13 protein-coding genes are annotated in these 16,393 nt (G+C 43.2%); 3 read left to right on the forward strand and 10 right to left on the reverse strand.

Translation table 11 applies throughout. The features are described 5' to 3' along the window. Nucleotides 1–112: 112 nt before the first annotated feature. Entirely contained in the window at nt 113–1,384 is a 1,272-nt protein-coding gene (locus Q0I54_RS11060; RefSeq protein WP_296118679.1) for an MFS transporter, read from the reverse strand. Between the two features lie 507 nt (nt 1,385–1,891). Further along, complete coding sequence (locus tag Q0I54_RS11065) at nt 1,892–2,788, reverse strand: LysR family transcriptional regulator (protein ID WP_296118681.1); 897 nt, start codon at nt 2,786–2,788, stop codon at nt 1,892–1,894. A gap of 291 nt (nt 2,789–3,079) precedes the next feature. On the opposite strand from Q0I54_RS11065, the gene Q0I54_RS11070 reads away from it, so the two are divergent. After that, nucleotides 3,080–4,030, forward strand: coding sequence for a flavodoxin family protein (locus Q0I54_RS11070; protein ID WP_296118683.1), 951 nt, complete (start codon nt 3,080–3,082; stop codon nt 4,028–4,030). Nucleotides 4,031–4,344: 314 nt separating this feature from the next. On the opposite strand, the gene Q0I54_RS11075 is transcribed toward Q0I54_RS11070, so the two are convergent. Continuing rightward, nucleotides 4,345–5,829, reverse strand: a complete 1,485-nt coding sequence (locus Q0I54_RS11075) for a D-alanyl-D-alanine carboxypeptidase family protein (RefSeq protein ID WP_296118685.1) — start codon at nt 5,827–5,829, stop codon at nt 4,345–4,347. Nucleotides 5,830–6,227: 398 nt separating this feature from the next. Here Q0I54_RS11075 and trmB point away from each other — a divergent pair, with 398 nt between their 5' ends. Continuing rightward, nucleotides 6,228–6,872: a tRNA (guanosine(46)-N7)-methyltransferase TrmB gene (gene trmB / locus Q0I54_RS11080; protein ID WP_296118687.1), complete on the forward strand. Its 645-nt coding sequence runs from the start codon at nt 6,228–6,230 to the stop codon at nt 6,870–6,872. A gap of 124 nt (nt 6,873–6,996) precedes the next feature. Here trmB and Q0I54_RS11085 read toward each other — a convergent pair whose 3' ends face one another. The 6 genes from Q0I54_RS11085 to metG all read right to left on the reverse strand — a co-directional run bounded on the left by Q0I54_RS11085 (nt 6,997) and on the right by metG (nt 13,478). After that, complete coding sequence (locus tag Q0I54_RS11085; RefSeq protein ID WP_296118688.1) at nt 6,997–7,299, reverse strand: GIY-YIG nuclease family protein; 303 nt, start codon at nt 7,297–7,299, stop codon at nt 6,997–6,999. A 662-nt stretch (nt 7,300–7,961) separates the two neighbouring features. Then, a complete protein-coding gene (locus tag Q0I54_RS11090) occupies nt 7,962–8,777 on the reverse strand; it encodes a M23 family metallopeptidase (RefSeq protein ID WP_296118689.1) in 816 nt (271 codons plus the stop codon). Between the two features lie 78 nt (nt 8,778–8,855). Then, a complete protein-coding gene (locus Q0I54_RS11095; RefSeq protein WP_296118690.1) occupies nt 8,856–9,743 on the reverse strand; it encodes a SpoIID/LytB domain-containing protein in 888 nt (295 codons plus the stop codon). 68 nt (nt 9,744–9,811) lie between these two features. Further along, entirely contained in the window at nt 9,812–10,696 is an 885-nt protein-coding gene (gene rsmA, locus Q0I54_RS11100; RefSeq protein ID WP_296118692.1) for a 16S rRNA (adenine(1518)-N(6)/adenine(1519)-N(6))-dimethyltransferase RsmA, read from the reverse strand. A 38-nt stretch (nt 10,697–10,734) separates the two neighbouring features. Beyond that, complete coding sequence (locus Q0I54_RS11105) at nt 10,735–11,502, reverse strand: TatD family hydrolase (RefSeq protein WP_296118693.1); 768 nt, start codon at nt 11,500–11,502, stop codon at nt 10,735–10,737. Next, nucleotides 11,502–13,478 carry a methionine--tRNA ligase gene (gene metG / locus Q0I54_RS11110; protein ID WP_296118695.1) on the reverse strand — a complete coding sequence of 659 codons (1,977 nt, stop codon included), beginning with the start codon at nt 13,476–13,478 and terminating at the stop codon, nt 11,502–11,504. Before metG ends, Q0I54_RS11105 begins: the two co-directional genes overlap by 1 nt. 676 nt (nt 13,479–14,154) lie before the next feature. Between metG and Q0I54_RS11115 the strand changes: the two genes are divergently transcribed. Then, on the forward strand, nt 14,155–15,534 hold the full coding sequence (locus tag Q0I54_RS11115) for an MATE family efflux transporter (RefSeq protein ID WP_296118696.1): 1,380 nt from the start codon (nt 14,155–14,157) through the stop codon (nt 15,532–15,534). Nucleotides 15,535–15,690: 156 nt separating this feature from the next. Here the strand turns inward: Q0I54_RS11115 and Q0I54_RS11120 are convergent, their stop codons facing one another. Continuing rightward, nucleotides 15,691–16,152, reverse strand: coding sequence for an Hsp20/alpha crystallin family protein (locus Q0I54_RS11120; RefSeq protein WP_296118698.1), 462 nt, complete (start codon nt 16,150–16,152; stop codon nt 15,691–15,693). Nucleotides 16,153–16,393 lie beyond the last annotated feature (241 nt).

The following is a 16,393-nucleotide window of genomic DNA, read 5'->3' on the forward strand; positions in this document are numbered from 1 at the left end:
GGTAGTTCCACATGCCGACAGGTTTCTTTTTGTCCGAACATCTTATAAATATGTTTTTATAAAGACGATGTATTTACTTTTCTAATGTACGAGTGTTTCAGACGAAATCTGATTAACGTACGTCTTTGTCAATCGGCTCAACTTTTAATACGCACATAGCGATGAGTCCGATAACAGCCATAACTGCCATGATGATGTAAGCGAGCTGACAAGTAGGATCGATTGAGTTACAAGCAGATACTACTGTGATACCAACACCTGTCATTACAGAGTTCAGCGGCTGAATAACAGAGAATGCGTTTTTGAAATCGTAACGTCCCCAGATAGCTGCTGTACAGGATACCATTAAGTTGGAAGATCCACCTAACATTACAGCAAGGATCGGAAGGGAAATGTAATGTAATGCAGTTACATGTGTTAAGCAGCAAATTACTGCTACAAAAGCCAGAACATTGATCAGAATACCTGTTTTCTTTGTGCCGATCTTAACGTCTAACCAACCTACTACGATAGATCCCGGGATAGCAAGTACACCTGCGATACCAAGCATCTGAAGTACGGTAGGAAGTTCATAACCCATAACCATGAATTTTGTTACGAAGTTGGACATGATACCCATGGACATGAAACCTGTGATACCAACTGCGATCCAGAGGATCCACATGCGTCCTGTTTTCAGACATTTACCAGCTGTCCATTTAGATGTTTTTAAGTACTCAAGAGCTGCCTGATGCTCAGCTTTTGCTTTCTCATTATCGAAGGACGGATCATTATCCGGGTAACCACCTTTTTCTTCCGGGAAATCACGAACGAAAAGAAGTACTACGATACCAACGATAACTGCAATAACAGCAACTGCCATGTAGTATGCGGAATATCCAACTGTGCCTACAAACATACCTGCTACTGCAGATGTTGTAGCTGCAGATAACGGATAACCTGCGGTACAAAGACCCATAGCTACACCACGTTTTGTCGGGAACCAGTGTCCGATGATCTCACCTGCAAGCAGCATTGCGGATGCAAGAGAGAATGTGTAAATTACTACATAACATACTACAACACCAACGGTGTTATGTACCTGACCGATCAGGACTGTAAATACAGCGGTGATGATCATGCTCAGTCCCCAGTAAAGACGGATTGACTGTTTGTTGATCAGACGTCCAAGGATAATACTACCGATGATACCAAATGGTACTGCGATCGTAGACATTGCGTAAACCGCACCCTGGTTGATACCAAGTCCGATAAATACATCACGGGTTACGTTCAGTGAATCAGATGTCAGTGCTGAATACACATAACATGAGAAAAATGCCAGAATTACGATGATGTAACCTTTTACACCAAGGTTCCAGCTGCTCGTTTTTTTGTTGTTCATTTCAACTTTCCTCCTAAACACCATAAAACCATTTTTTATTTTGTTTCAATAACAACTTCACCGGAACAGATAATAATGAAAAGACTTCATTTTCATGACACATGCCGAATTCTATCTGCTATCTGAATTCCATGTAACCAGGAATTCCTATATAGAAAGCAACAGCTCATGTATCTGCCCTGAAAACATAGCTATTTTAGCTTAAGGAAATCTTAAAGTCAATACATTTTCGACAAACTCCAGATGTATGCATCTCTCATTTATGTGCACCTTGCACAAGCACCACATCTATTAATGCATTTTACGCATTACTGCAATCCATTTTTCGGATATATCAGCTTCCATTTTTCCATTTTTGATATTTTTCTGCCATTTTTCCTGAAAGCATCCGATTTTTTAATCCATTTTTGTTATTAAAAAATCCACTTGTTCGGACTTAGATTGTTTTTATTTTTATACTTTTTTTAGAATTCCTCCGGTTTTTTCTTGTATCATGCACGATTTCTATTAAATTTTTGTTAATTTTTTCTCAAGCATTTCCATAAAAATAGCGATGGCTGGATTGTAGTTATTTTTCCTCCAGGCCATGGTAATATTGTGGTCTTTGGCTTCAGGCATATGAATGCTGCGTAGTACAACATGTGGATTCTGCCGCTCAATGGTACGGTTTGACGTGATCGCCACGCCGTTTCCAGTCTGTACCCAAAGCATAACATCCTCCATTTTTTCTACCAGAAGGAAATCCGGATGAACACCACAACGGGCACACAGATTTGTAATGTAGCTGTATCCTTCCTCACTGGCCTTCGGCCCAAGCTGGATAAAGCGCTCATCCTTCAGATCTTCCAGCCTCATCTGCTCCTGCTGCGCCAGTGGATGGTTGCGGTTCAGCATAATGCAGGAATCAAATTTCTGCACATTTACCGTCATCAGATCCGGTTTATCATACAGGGAAAATCCATATGTCAATATCAGATCCAGGTCTCCGGCGGCCAGACGCACCGGCAGTTCTCCCAGAGAAAAACGTTCCAGACTCATCTCAATATTTTCATAAGCCTCGCGAAATTCCCTGATAACATCGTCAAACAATTCCGAAATATCGTAAATATCCAGAAAGCCAATATGCAGCTCCCCTTCGTAACCGGAATTGGCATGTTTTGCATCTTCCACCGCCTCCGCATAATCCGTCAGAAGGTTTGACAGACGACTGTACAACACACTGCCACCCGGAGTCAGTTTCAGACGTTTTTTATCCCGGACAAACAGCTTGGTGCCCAGTTCTTCTTCCATGGCATTGATCTGGCGGCTCAGGGCCGGCTGCGTGATAAACAGACATTTGGCGGCTTCCGTAAAACTTAAGCATTCCGCCACTGTCACAAAATATTTAATCTGATTAAAAGTCATTTTTTCTTACGCCCCTACATTCCTTACTTTTACTTCCTGTCCACAGGCATTTTTCTTCCTAGCACTTATTATACCCTGGTTCATAACTCAAATGCAACTTTTCTATTACCAAAAGGCATATTTATATAAAGTTTTTGCATGTATTGATAAAGATACATCACTAGGCAGCTAATTTTGTTCATGATACACTAAATCTATCAGCGCAGTCCATTTCTTACGAATGTGATTGCCATACAGAATCCAATATCCATTTTTTAACAAGTAAACAGTATCATTACAGGAGGTTTTACAATGAAAATTTTAGGTATCGTGGCTGGACGTCACAATGGAAACAGCGAAATTTTAGTAAAAGAAGCTCTGCTTGCCTGTCAGGAGGCCGGTGCTGAATGCAAATTGATCAACTTATTTGACTACAACATCGAGCACTGTACCGGATGCGAAGGATGTACTATGCAGATGGGTAACGTAGCAATGGGAAAAGCTGAAAAATACAACGGCTGTATCTTAAAAGACAAAGATGATATGGATAAGATTGTTCAGGAAATGTACACCTGCAACGGAATCATCGTTGGTGTTCCGACTTATGATCTGACACCAAGTTCTCTGTATCTGAAATTTGCTCAGAGATTCCTGGCCTATGAGCTTTCTTTCCTGCTTGAGATTGGTGCAGTCAAAGAAGATCCTCATATGGTAGGCGGACTGATCGCAGTCGGCGGTTCCTGTCACGACTGGCAGACACTTGCTCTGGAAGGCATGAGCGCAACTATGTTTACACAGTCCGTTCAGGTTGTTGACCAGATGCTGTCCACCAGAAACGGCCGTCCGGGTAACGTATTACTGCGTGACGAGCAGATCGAGCGTGCTCACAAAATGGGTGAAAACATCGTTAAAGCAATCAATACTCCGGTAGAAGAGCGTGGATGGCTTGGTGATCCGGATCAGGGAATGTGCCCGAGATGTCATTCCGCACTGATCTACAAAGGCGACAAACACTGGGATGGTATTGAGTTCCCGTTCGAGTGCGCAGTTTGTGGTGCAGGTGGAGATCTTGTAAAAGACGAAAATGGCGAGTATAAATTCGTACTGGCTGAGAATGGCCTGATTCGTGATCGAAATGTAAACTCTGCCCGTGCGGAGCACTTAAATGAGATTATTAAGACAAGAATTGATTTCTTTGAACATATGGATGTGGTTCAGCAGAAATATGGAAAATATAAAGAACTGAAATTCCCGGCTATCTAAGGTCTTGTTTCGGGTAAGTTATTCTAACATTAACGTTGTGCTGTGCACGCTGATTTACGCTACAAAAAACACTGAAAATTGTAGTAACAAAGTTACTAACTGTTTTTAGATTCTGAGCCAGAGGGAAAAACGAGCCATCGCGAAGCGGCTTGTCCTTGATCAATCAAAAAAGGAACTGCTACACTGTTGTCAGCGACGGAAGAAATCTAACTGTTTTTGAGTTCCTCGCCGTCGGTAACAAACCTATAGCAGTTCTTTTTTTGTATTGTCAGGGATGGCGTATGATTGCCCCACACCTGAACTTCATCAATTTATCAGCGTCCACCACGCTTGTTCCATTTCCGGTTATTTTTAATCGTTTTGTAGCGACGGTCACGTCTTTCTTTTCTGCGATGGAAACGACGGATATTGTTATGCAGAAACCAGATCACCAGAATGATCACCACAGCTGCTGCCACACCGCCCCCCAGCAACAACAGTTTCTTTTTGCTGATGGAAATGCCGCTCTTTTTGCCGGTATTGTTTTTGGTTGTGTTTGTTGATTCTGCTGTTGCAGACGCATCATTTTGCGTCGAATTATCAGCCGATTGCACACTTCCGGATTTCTCACCAAACGGATATTCCGCTATTTTTGCGCCAGTCGTCACCACATTCGCAGTCCCGACCTGTCTGCCACCGTAAGAGTACACCAGAGTTCCCAGTATACTGTCACTGGTCTGGTCATAGTTTACTTCCGTCTGTGTATCAAGAAAATTTGCTGAAGCCGGCAGAATGATCTGCGCGCTGTCGTCTACTTTTGCAAATGCATTCCATTCGGTAAACAATGTATTATCACTGCTCTGCGTCTTCTCATACCGCGTCTCATTCTGTGCCACATTGTACATCTTGAAATTCTCAAAGCAGTAATCAAACAATGTTCTGGTATCCGTATACTGACCCCCTGCGGTACAACCCATAACGACACAAATCAGTGTCATGCCATCTTTTTCCGCAAAGGTTACCAGTGTATTTCCCGCATCGGATGTCCATCCTGTTTTTCCACCAATACAGTAATCATACAGATTCTGACGTCCCTTGTATGCACTGATCATCTGATGATGGTTGTTCAATGGTGTCGGATCCGCATGTTTGTTTGTCGGCGGGATCTCATAACGCACGGTTCCGACAATTTTACGGAACATGCTGTTTTTGATTGCCTCTCTGGAAATCAGTGCCATATCGCGGGCACTGACAACGTGGTTGGGATCTGGCAGACCGTTACAGTTATTAAAATGTGTATTGGTACAACCAAGCTCTGCGGCTTTCGTATTCATCATATCGATAAATTTCTGGTAGTCACCACCACCGACATGCTCTGCCACCGCATAAGAGCACTCATTGGCTGATTCCAGCATGATCGCATACAGACACTGCTCCAGTGTCATCTCTTCGTCCAGATCTCTGGCAATATGAGAAGTTCCACCCTCATTTTCATAAACTGCTGTTGCTGAAAAATGTACGATTTCATCCAGACTGCAATTTTCCAACGCCAGTAATGTCGTCATGATCTTGGTGATACTTGCCGGATATCTCGGTGTATCAGCATCTTTTTCATACAAAACTGTTCCCGTGGCCGCATCCATGATGATAGCACTTCCGGCCTGTACTTCCGGTCCCGTTGGCCACTGTGCTGCCTGCTCCTGCGTGTTATCCGTACTGGCATCTGTACCTTCTGCATACGCTGAAGTTGTGCCAAATATGCCAACTGCCATTGCTACACACAGAAAAACACCTGTCACTTTCTTTACTATTTTTTTCATTTTTTCCTCCAAATATAGCAAACAGGCAATGCCGCTTGCATACCTTAGCACCTTTATCTCTATTTTTCCCATAGATGCGTCAATTATATATCAGATGTGAGATGCACAGAAGAATATGTCATGCATTGCATGACGTGCATCTCGCAGCAAGAATGCCGAGGGCATTCTTGAATTAAATTCACATAATAACTATCATAGCAAAATTCGCAAATTCCGTCCAGTAAAACCACTTATCCTTCATAAAGAAACAAGAATTTGGTCGGAATTTTTACCGTATTTAAGTAAAATCCCTGGCATTTTCCTGACAAACAGCGGTATTTCTCTTGTCGCACCACGGAACTTATAGTAAAATACCCAACAGACACAAATCGTTTTTTACAGCGAAAGGAATTATTTTTATGAGATTAAGAAATGTACCGGGCTCCCGGGAAACCATCGCCGATCATCCGCTGTGTTTTCTTGAGGAGAACCCGCAGGCCGGCAACTGGCATACAATATTTGGAAATGACAATCCGATCCGCATTGAAGTAGGCATGGGAAAAGGTCAGTTTATTACTACCCTTGCGCAGCAGAATCCGGATATTAATTATATCGGCATTGAGAAATATTCCAGTGTGCTTGTCCGCGCTCTTGAAAAAACAGACGCCATGGAGACACAGCCGGAAAATCTGCGCTTCATTCGTATGGATGCAGAAAATATCTGCAATATGTTTGCAGAACATGAAGTAGATGGAATTTACCTGAACTTCTCTGATCCGTGGCCAAAGGATCGTCACGCAAAACGCCGCCTGACTTCTCAGACCTTCCTTGGCAGATATAACAAAATTTTGAAACCGGAAGGACATGTAGAATTCAAGACCGATAACAAAGATCTGTTCCAGTTTTCCTTAGAACAGGTAGAACCGGCAGGATGGCATCTGGATGCTTTTACCTGGGATCTGCATCACAACGAAAAACTGAATCAGGGAAATGTCATGACCGAATATGAGCAAAAATTTTCCTCTATGGGAAATCCAATCTGCAAAATGATCATTTCAAGATAACATCCGTAGGGCTGTTATCTAAAAAGCCCCATAGTATTCGTTACATACACATCGATAATATGCCCCCTTTTAGGTAGACAGTAAAAAGTTTATCTGAAAGGGGGCTTTTTCTATGGGTAAAGTTTTATCCCAGCAAATCCTGTTCTGCCACAGTTAATTCAGAACGCCACCCTTCTGCAGCAAGAAGTTTTAATTTTTCACTTTTTGCAAATCGTTTGATTTTTGCCTCACGGCTCATTGCTTCTGATTTCGTATCATGCACTTCCAGATATACCAGCTGCAACGGGCCGCGTCCCCGTGTATACTTTGCTCCTTTTCCACTGCGATGCTGTTCCAGACGCGCTGCAATATCATTGGTCCATCCGGTGTAGAGACTTCCATCCCCACACTTTAAGATATATGTATAATTTCTTGTTACTTCTTTCATATCAGTTCTTTTCTCTGTTTATTTGTATTTTACTCTGTTCATCTCATAAAAAGTACCGGCATACATACAATTTTACTTATTCAAGCAGAACATACATGAGATTTACGTATAAACCTCACATACATTCCACTTAAAAATTCAAGAATGCCCTCGGCATTCTTGTTGCTCACCACCTGCAGAGGTGGGAGTCATCTCACATCTGATATTATAAAAAGCAATCGACCTGCTGTACTTTACCCATATATACATCCCAAAAACGGATGCCGTTGTTTTTTCTTCACTGCCGGATGCGACGTCAGACACCAGACAGCCGATGCTTCTCTTCAGTAAAACTGTATCCCGTTTCATCGATTGCGGATTTTATTCGGTATATTGTTATTATACACAATTCCATGCAAAATGTGTGCTGTAAATATGATCCACAAAACGCACTGACTCATCTAACAAATGTTTTTTCCACACAGCATCCCAGCGTAAAAATATCATTTATCTTTTCAAGAATGCCCTCGGCATTCTTGTTGCGAGATGCACGTCATGCAACGCATGACATATTCTTCTGTGCATCTCTGCAATTCTGCCGGAGGCTATATCAGATGGGAGATTGAATCCCACCACTGATATAATCTTGTTGCTCACCACCCTATAGAGGTGGGAGTCATCTCTCATCTGATATAATCCAGTGGATTGATCGGATTTCCGCTCTTCGTCATGGCAAAATACAGGTTTGCGCCCTCCACAGAATAGTATTTTGTCGGCTCTGCCAGATAACCGATGGTATCGCCCTGGCTGACATAATCCCCAGCGGAAACTTCCAGTTCTTTCAACTGTCCGTAGATTGCCTGATAGTTGTCTCCCAGACCAATGGTCACGGTCTGTCCTGTCTCTGCGGTGGTGTCCACACCGATGATTTGTCCGTCTGCCGCCGCTGTTACTTTATCATTTACATGCCCCGCAATAATCACCGCCGGATTATATTTGTACTGATCCAGCGAAGCAAAATATACCGAATGATCCATGCTGTAATTCAAAATAACGTTTCCCTCCAACGGCCAGCTGATGGTATCCGATGCCGAAAAATGCATCACCGGCTCTTCACCGGTCTGGCTCTGCGCTGTGCTTGCTCCGGTATCGGTGCTTCCCTGCACCGAATCCGTCTGTAAGGTATCTGTCGCATTATTTTGCGCGCCGAGATTGTCAGAAGCCTGTTTCTCCGGTGTCTGGGTGACCATTGTTTCCTGTGTCTCATCATCAGTGGAAGCTGTGTCTGTTTTCGGTTCTACCCAGTCATTTTCTGTCAGTGTCACGGCCTCATTCTGTTCGTTCTGTGCGGACTTTCGCTCATACTGATATGCCCCCACCATGGCAACGACAGCCACCAGTGTCACCACCCCCGCCGTCACAAAAGATTTCTGTCTATAAATAAGTTCACGCCTTTTTTCCCGTTTTTCATTATTTTCCAATTTTTTCTGTTTTTCCATTTTTCTCCTCCAGATTCCAGTTATTACTTATGGTTTTACTGATATTCTTTCCGAAAAAAATAGATTTATTCCACGCAACTACCACTTTTCGATACTGACATCTGTGTAGTAATAGTTCAGAATTTCACGACAGTTTTTTCCCTGTTTTGCCAGTTCATTTGCCCCATATTGGCTGAGTCCCAATCCATGTCCGATACCTTTTGTAACGATACGGATTTTCCCGTCAAGTTCAGACAGATAAAAACAGGCAGAATTCAGATGTAACGCCTGGCGCACTGCTTCCCCGTTTGCCACCGTTGTTCCATAGGTTACTTCCGTCACATAACCTGCACTGTCGCGTTTGGATAATTCCAATGCACCGGGCATTTGATTCACATCCAATACCTCATCCTGAAAAATCGCTGCCAATGCATATACAATGTCCTGTTTTTCCATATAGCTGACAGACAAAAATCCATCCGCAAGCATATCATCTTCGCTATCAACGCTTTGCAGCCAAATATAATCTTCCTGTCCCGGAACTTCGGATGCATTTCGAGTTTTACAGTTTGCGGCATAGTGGTAAGCTGCCTGAATCGGCAAATCCTCATATGTCAGGATTTCACCAGAAGTCTCCTCCACAGCCTGTCTGAGTTTTTCCATGTTTGATTCATAAGAAATTCCCCAAAGTTTCTTTAATTCTTCTTCTGTGTAACTTTCTAATCCCGAATCAGACACAGACCATTCTGCATCTTCATTTGATCGTGATTTTTCTTCCATGCTTTCCTGATAGCTTTTCCACAGATTTGTTCGGGCAATGATCATCTGCGTCTTCAGGCACTCCGATTCACTGTCTGTTGAAATTTCCCGCGCTGCCACAAACGGTAATTGTTCTTCAATCTGAGTCTGCACGGGATCTGTCTGTTTTCCTCCAAAACCGCCTCTCACCCAGACTGTCAACAAATACGGAACGAAAATGATTAACATAAAAATTGAGCCATAAAGTTTAAATTTTTCTTTCATTCTAAACTTTATGACTCAGATTTATTTTTATACTACATTTCTGAAAACGCATTCGCCAAAGCTGCAAATTCCGCAAGTGTCAGTGCTTCGCCGCGGATTGTCAGCGGTTTATCAATCGCTGTGATCGCCGCCTCAATCTGTTCTTTGCTAAAATTAATCTCACCGGAATTTTTCAGTCCGTTGACCAGTGTCTTTCTGCGCTGATTGAAGGATGCGCGAATAATACGAAACATCAGTTTTTCGTCTTTGACATCAACGACTGGTGTCTCATGTCTGGTCAGACGGATCACTGCAGAACCGACATTCGGGCGTGGCATAAAACAGTTCGGCGGAACGTTTGCTACAATCTCCGGATTCGCATAATACTGTACCGCCAGAGATAAGGCTCCATATTCTTTGGAACCAGGACCGGTTTTCATACGGTCTGCAACTTCCTTCTGTACCATGATCGTGATACTCTCAATAGGTACATGACTCTCGAAAAGTCCCATGATGATCGGTGTCGTAATGTAATACGGCAGATTTGCAACGACCTTGATCGGACGGCCACCGTTTTTCTCTTCCACCAGTTTGTTGATATCTACTTTTAAAATATCTTCATTGATGACAGTTACGTTATCAAATGCTTTCAGCGTGTCTCCTTCCAGAATCGGGATCAGCACTTTGTCAATCTCCACTGCCACAACCTCACGGGCTGCGCAGGCCAGATACTGGGTCATAGTTCCAATACCCGGTCCAATCTCCAAAACAAAATCATCCGGTGTGATACCTGCCTCATCGATAATGCGCTCCAGTACATGGGTATCAATCAGGAAATTCTGGCCGAACTTTTTCTGAAATGCAAATTTATAACGATTTAATACCGCAATGGTCTCCTGCGGATTTCCAAGATACGGTTTTGGTCTGTTTTCACTCATATGATTCTCCTATATTTCAACGATTCAGAGTCATCTTATCAAATAATTGCAAATAACTTCTTTGCATTTTCTTCGGTAACAGCGATCACTTCTTCCTTGGAAATTCCTTTCAGATCTGCAATTTCCTGCGCCACATAATCGATATACGCAGAATTGTTGCGTTTTCCACGAAACGGTGTCGGTGCCATATACGGACAGTCCGTTTCCAGCAAAATACGCTCCAACGGAATCTGTCTGGCCGTTTCTTTTGCCTTTTTTGCATTTTTAAATGTAACGACACCGCCGAGTCCGATATGATATCCGAGTTTCACATATTCCTGCGCCATTTCCGGAGAATAGGAATAACAATGAATCACGCCGCGCTGATCTTTTCCTCTGGCTGCGATCAGATCAAAGGTATCCTTTGCCGCATCTCTGCTGTGTACCGCAATCGGAAGATCCAATTCATCTGCCAGTTCCATCTGACGAACAAACCAGTGCTGCTGCACTTCATGCGGCTGAACATCCCAGTGGTAATCCAGACCGATCTCACCGATAGCGACTACTTTTTCTTCCGTGCGAGCAGTTTCCCGCAGACGGGCAAAAGACTCCTCATTTAAATCTCCCACCTCATCCGGGTGAACGCCTACAGCTGCATAGATAAATGGATACTGATGTGACAGCTCCACACTGCGCCGGCAGCCTTCCAAAGATGCTCCGACATTTATGATCGTGCCGACATTCTGCTCTGCCATTCCGCGCAGCAGAGCATCTCTGTCTGTATCAAACTGTTCATCATCATAATGTGCATGTGTGTCAAAAATCATTAGCAGATCTCCGCTCCGGATGGCATTGCTTTCTCCGGTGTCATCAGAGACAGATTACCCTCTGCATCCTCTGCACATAACAGCATACCTTCCGAAAGTACGCCTGCCAGTTTTGCCGGTTTCAGATTTACAAGTACCATCACTTTCTTACCAACCATCTCTTCCGGTGTGTAATGTTTCTGAATTCCGGAAACAATCTGTTTTACCTGGCTTCCGATTTTTACCTGAGAGCAAAGCAGTTTTTTGGATTTTTTCACCTTTTCGCAGGCAATGATCTCACCAACCTGGAACTGCATTTTTCCAAAATCCTCAAAAGAAATTTCTTCTTTTGGCTCAATATCGATCGCTTCCTCATCTGCTTCTGCTTCCTTAGCCGGTGCTTCTTCTGCAACCTGTGGATGAAGCTCTTCTACTTTCTTCATAACTTCTGCAAGATCCAGACGTGCAAACAGGATTTCCGGTGCATCTGTCACTTTCAGACCATTCTCACGCAGGCCAAAGGTTGCCAGATCGTCAAAATCACGCTCTGCGCCGTTGATCTGAGCAAGGATTTTTGCAGATGTCTCCGGCAGGTAGCTCTTTAACAGCTCTGCACCGATATTGATACTCTCTACCAGGTTGTAGAGAACCTCTGCCAGACGATCCTGTTTTGCCTCGTCTTTTGCAAGCGCCCATGGCATGGTCTCGTCGATATATTTGTTACATCTCTTGAATAAGGTAAATACTTCTGAAATTGCGTCTGCCACACGTAACTGATCCATTTTTGCAGCTACTTTGTCGCGGGTTCCTGTCACAACGGCCTTGAGGTCAGCATCTACATCCTCTTCCACACCCGTTTTGTTTACCACGCCGCCGAAATATTTGTTGCTCATGGAAATCGTACGGTTTACAAGGTTTCCAAGGGTATTGGCAAGGTCAGAGTTTACACGCTCTACCATCAGCTCCCAGGAAATGGTTCCGTCATTTTCAAACGGCATCTCATGAAGTACAAAGTAACGAACCGCATCTACGCCGAAGAAATCTACCAGTTCATCTGCATACAGTACGTTGCCCTTTGATTTACTCATTTTTCCATCGCCCTGAAGCAGCCATGGATGACCAAATACCTGCTTTGGTAACGGAAGATCCAGTGCCATCAGGAAGATCGGCCAGTAAATCGTATGGAAACGGATGATATCTTTACCGATCAGATGAAGGTCTGCCGGCCAGTTTTTCTTGAACAGGTCCGAAGAATTTCCATCTGCATCGTAACCGATTTTTGTGATATAGTTTGTCAGCGCATCCAGCCATACATAGACAACATGCTTCGGATCAAAATCTACCGGAATACCCCAGCTGAAGGATGTTCTGGATACACACAGATCCTGCAGACCCGGAAGCAGGAAGTTGTTCATCATCTCATTTTTTCTGGAAACCGGCTGAATGAACTCCGGATGTGTGTTGATGTAGTCGATCAGACGATCCGCATATTTGCTCATTTTGAAGAAATATGCTTCCTCCTGAGCCGGCTGAACCTCACGGCCGCAGTCCGGGCATTTGCCATCTACCAGCTGAGACTCTGTGAAGAAAGACTCACACGGTGTACAATACATTCCTTCATAATATCCTTTGTAAATATCTCCCTGATCGTACAGTCTCTTGAAGATTTTCTGTACCTGTTTCTCATGATCCTCATCGGTTGTACGAATGAAGTTGTCATAAGAAGCATTCATCAGATCCCAGATACGTTTTACTTCTCCGGCCGTTTTGTCAACATATTCCTTCGGTGTCACACCGGCTGCCTCTGCCTTTAACTCGATCTTCTGACCATGCTCGTCTGTTCCGGTCTGGAAGTATACGTCATAACCTTCCTGACGTTTGTAACGGGCGATGCTGTCTGCCAGTACGATCTCATAAGTATTTCCAATGTGCGGTTTGCCTGATGTGTAGGCAATCGCTGTTGTCATATAATATTTTCCTTTGCAGGTTTTACACATAATCAAATCACTCCTTTTTGGTTTTATACGGACGAACTGTTGGAAAGAATACAACCGTAGACACGAACAATTTTCTGTGTCTGTTGCGCCGCTTATCTCCAAAGCGGAGGTTTCACCTCCACTTCGAAATGCTTCGCAAAATGTGCAGAGATTCGGATTTGAAATTTGTCTGCTTCGCAGACCCGAATCCTCGCACCAAGACTCGCATTAGCGAGTCTTGAATTAATCCGCGAACTCTCACGGAGGCGGGCTATGCTCACAGCCACGACGAAAATTGTCCTACCGTCTTACTGTTGTATTCTTTCCAACAGTTCTGCTCGCATAATACTCTACTAAAAAAAGCCTCAACAGTTCTTTTTCCTAGTAGTTAAGCGTATCACAGGCACTTTGAAAAGTCAATGAAGCAGACAGGCATAAAGCTGGTTTTCAGCAAAGATTTTTACAAAGCAATGCTCATTTACTCTGCAATTCTGCCGGAGGCTATATCTTTCCATATTTCTATATTGATTCTTATAAATGAGAAGCGTTATAATAGAAGCAATGAAAAAATCTATAAAGTTTCAGGAAAAATGCAGTACATACTTATTATACATAATACATGAGTATTTTTTCTGGAACTTTATTTTGCGTGAACATTCTTTTATACAATTTGCAACAGAAAGGGGTATATCAAACTATGGGGATTGCATTACACAAGAAAAAGACTTCACATTCTACCCTGATGACAGAAGGAAGTATCTGGAAACATATTTTATTTTTTTCAATTCCGCTAATTCTGGGAAATATGCTTCAGCAGTTATATAATACGGTCGACTCGATCGTGGTCGGAAATTTCCTTGGAAGTGAAGCGCTGGCCGCCGTTGGTTCCAGTTCCTCCCTGATCATGCTGCTGATTTCTTTCAGCATGGGAGCAGCTGCCGGTGCCGGTGTCATTGTCTCCCAGTTTATCGGTGCACAAAACAAAAAAGGAATCCATGAGTCCGTACATACTGCACTTGCGATCGCATTAATCCTCGGTGTCGTCCTGACAGCTGCCGGTCTCATTCTGTCTCCGCAGATTCTTCGCTGGATGGGCACACCGGAAGAAGTCATGCCTCAGTCCATCACTTATCTGCGGCTTTATTTTGCAGGCGTGATCTTCAGTATTCTTTATAATATGGCAAGTGGAATTTTGAACGCTGTCGGCAATTCCAAGCGTGCATTACTATATCTGGCAATTGCTTCTTTTACCAATATTATACTGGATCTGTTATTTATCCCAGTCTTGAAGATGGGCATTGCCGGCGCTGCGATTGCAACAGATATCAGTCAGCTGCTCTCTGCCGTACTCTGTATGCTTTATCTGATGCGTGTAAATGAAAGCTACAAAGTAGCCTTGAGAAAAATCCGGATTCATAAAGCGGTTGCCATCCGTATTATCCAGGTTGGTGTACCGACCGCCATCCAGAATACCGTAATCTCTTTTGCAAATGTTCTGGTTCAGGCCAGTGTCAACAGCTATGGTGCGCTCGCCATGGCAGGTTTTGCGGCATATATCAAGATTGATGGATTTAACATTCTGCCTGTCATGAGTTTCAGTATGGCAGCCACCACGTTTGCCGGACAGAATTACGGTGCCGGCAACATGGAGCGTGTGCGGAAAGGCATGCGCGTTACTGTCGCCATGGGTGTTATTTACTGTATCTGCGTCGGCAGTATCCTGTTATTATTTGCGCATCCGCTGATCGGTATCTTTTCCAAAGATCCGACCGTCATCGAATTTGGTGTAAGAGCCATGCTGTACTTCTGCCCGTTTTACTTTATGCTGGCAATTATGCATGGCCTGGCAGGAGCGATCCGTGGAGTCGGAAAATCGGTTCCGCCGATGGTCATTATCCTGATTTCACTGTGCGTTTACCGTGTGGTATGGATCCAGCTCGCGGTACCACATATTCCGACTATCGATGGTGTATACATGGTGTATCCGATTTCCTGGTTGATCGGTGCGATATTAATGGTTATTTATACAAAAAAAGCGTTTCCGAAGCAAACACCAAAGCAACGCATCTCTTTGTAATTCTTTCAATCGTTTGCACGAAGTGCTTTTATTCGATAGGAAATTCATCCTAATTTCCTATCGAATCAAAAAATCCCCGGCAGGATCTATTTCCTGCCAGGGATTTTTATTTAGGGAGAGTTCATTTAAGATTCAATTATCTTATCTGCGTTCAGATTAACCTTCAATGGCAATAAATTTGTTTTTCTCTTCTACTGCTTTCTGCTCTTTTTTCGGAACGGTAAAGCTTAAGATACCATTCTCATATTTCGGATGGATATCTTCTACTGCTACATGCTCGCCCACATAGAAGCTTCTGCTCATAGCGCCTGCATAACGCTCACGTCTTACATATTTCTTATCTTTCTGCTCTTCATCTTTGTCAAGACCTTTTGCTGCGCTGACGGTTAATGTACCGTTTTCCAGTTTCATTGTAATCTCATCTTTCTTGAAGCCAGGAAGATCGATATCTACTTCATATCCGTTTTCGGTATCTTTGACATCTGTCTTCATCATGTTTTTCGCATGTTTGCCATACAAAGCTTTCTCAATATTTGCACTGTCTGTAAAATCCGGGAATGCAAAGTCACTCATAAAATCATCAAATAAGTTTTCTCCAAAAATTCTAGGCATCATCATAAGTCATTACTCCTTTCAGTAATTGTCTTTATTTTCTGCACATTCGGAGTAACCGAAGTGTTGTTCTCATTGAGCATTGGATTTTGGGATCTTCGGAATTTTTCTTTGTTCCTTTTATCTCTCCTCCTTTGTTCTATCTGTACTATAGCACCTATTATTAGCCATGTCAAGAGGTGAGTGCTAATTTTTTGAGATTTTTTTTGCAAACCTTGATTTTACGGGGTTTGCAACACTTTTTCTT

It is taken from the genome of uncultured Eubacterium sp. (assembly GCF_934295145.1).
Lineage (GTDB): Bacteria > Bacillota > Clostridia > Lachnospirales > Lachnospiraceae > Eubacterium_I.

Bases quoted from the DNA above. Each gene is read 5' to 3' on its own strand.
- Q0I54_RS11060 (WP_296118679.1), bottom strand. From the start codon at position 1,384: ATGAACAACAAAAAAACGAGCAGCTGGAACCTTGGTGTAAAAGGTTAC.
- Q0I54_RS11065 (WP_296118681.1), bottom strand. From the start codon at position 2,788: ATGACTTTTAATCAGATTAAATATTTTGTGACAGTGGCGGAATGCTTA.
- Q0I54_RS11070 (WP_296118683.1), top strand. From the start codon at position 3,080: ATGAAAATTTTAGGTATCGTGGCTGGACGTCACAATGGAAACAGCGAA.
- Q0I54_RS11075 (WP_296118685.1), bottom strand. From the start codon at position 5,829: ATGAAAAAAATAGTAAAGAAAGTGACAGGTGTTTTTCTGTGTGTAGCA.
- trmB (WP_296118687.1), top strand. From the start codon at position 6,228: ATGAGATTAAGAAATGTACCGGGCTCCCGGGAAACCATCGCCGATCAT.
- Q0I54_RS11085 (WP_296118688.1), bottom strand. From the start codon at position 7,299: ATGAAAGAAGTAACAAGAAATTATACATATATCTTAAAGTGTGGGGAT.
- Q0I54_RS11090 (WP_296118689.1), bottom strand. From the start codon at position 8,777: ATGGAAAAACAGAAAAAATTGGAAAATAATGAAAAACGGGAAAAAAGG.
- Q0I54_RS11095 (WP_296118690.1), bottom strand. From the start codon at position 9,743: ATGTTAATCATTTTCGTTCCGTATTTGTTGACAGTCTGGGTGAGAGGC.
- rsmA (WP_296118692.1), bottom strand. From the start codon at position 10,696: ATGAGTGAAAACAGACCAAAACCGTATCTTGGAAATCCGCAGGAGACC.
- Q0I54_RS11105 (WP_296118693.1), bottom strand. From the start codon at position 11,502: ATGATTTTTGACACACATGCACATTATGATGATGAACAGTTTGATACA.
- metG (WP_296118695.1), bottom strand. From the start codon at position 13,478: ATGTGTAAAACCTGCAAAGGAAAATATTATATGACAACAGCGATTGCC.
- Q0I54_RS11115 (WP_296118696.1), top strand. From the start codon at position 14,155: ATGGGGATTGCATTACACAAGAAAAAGACTTCACATTCTACCCTGATG.
- Q0I54_RS11120 (WP_296118698.1), bottom strand. From the start codon at position 16,152: ATGATGATGCCTAGAATTTTTGGAGAAAACTTATTTGATGATTTTATG.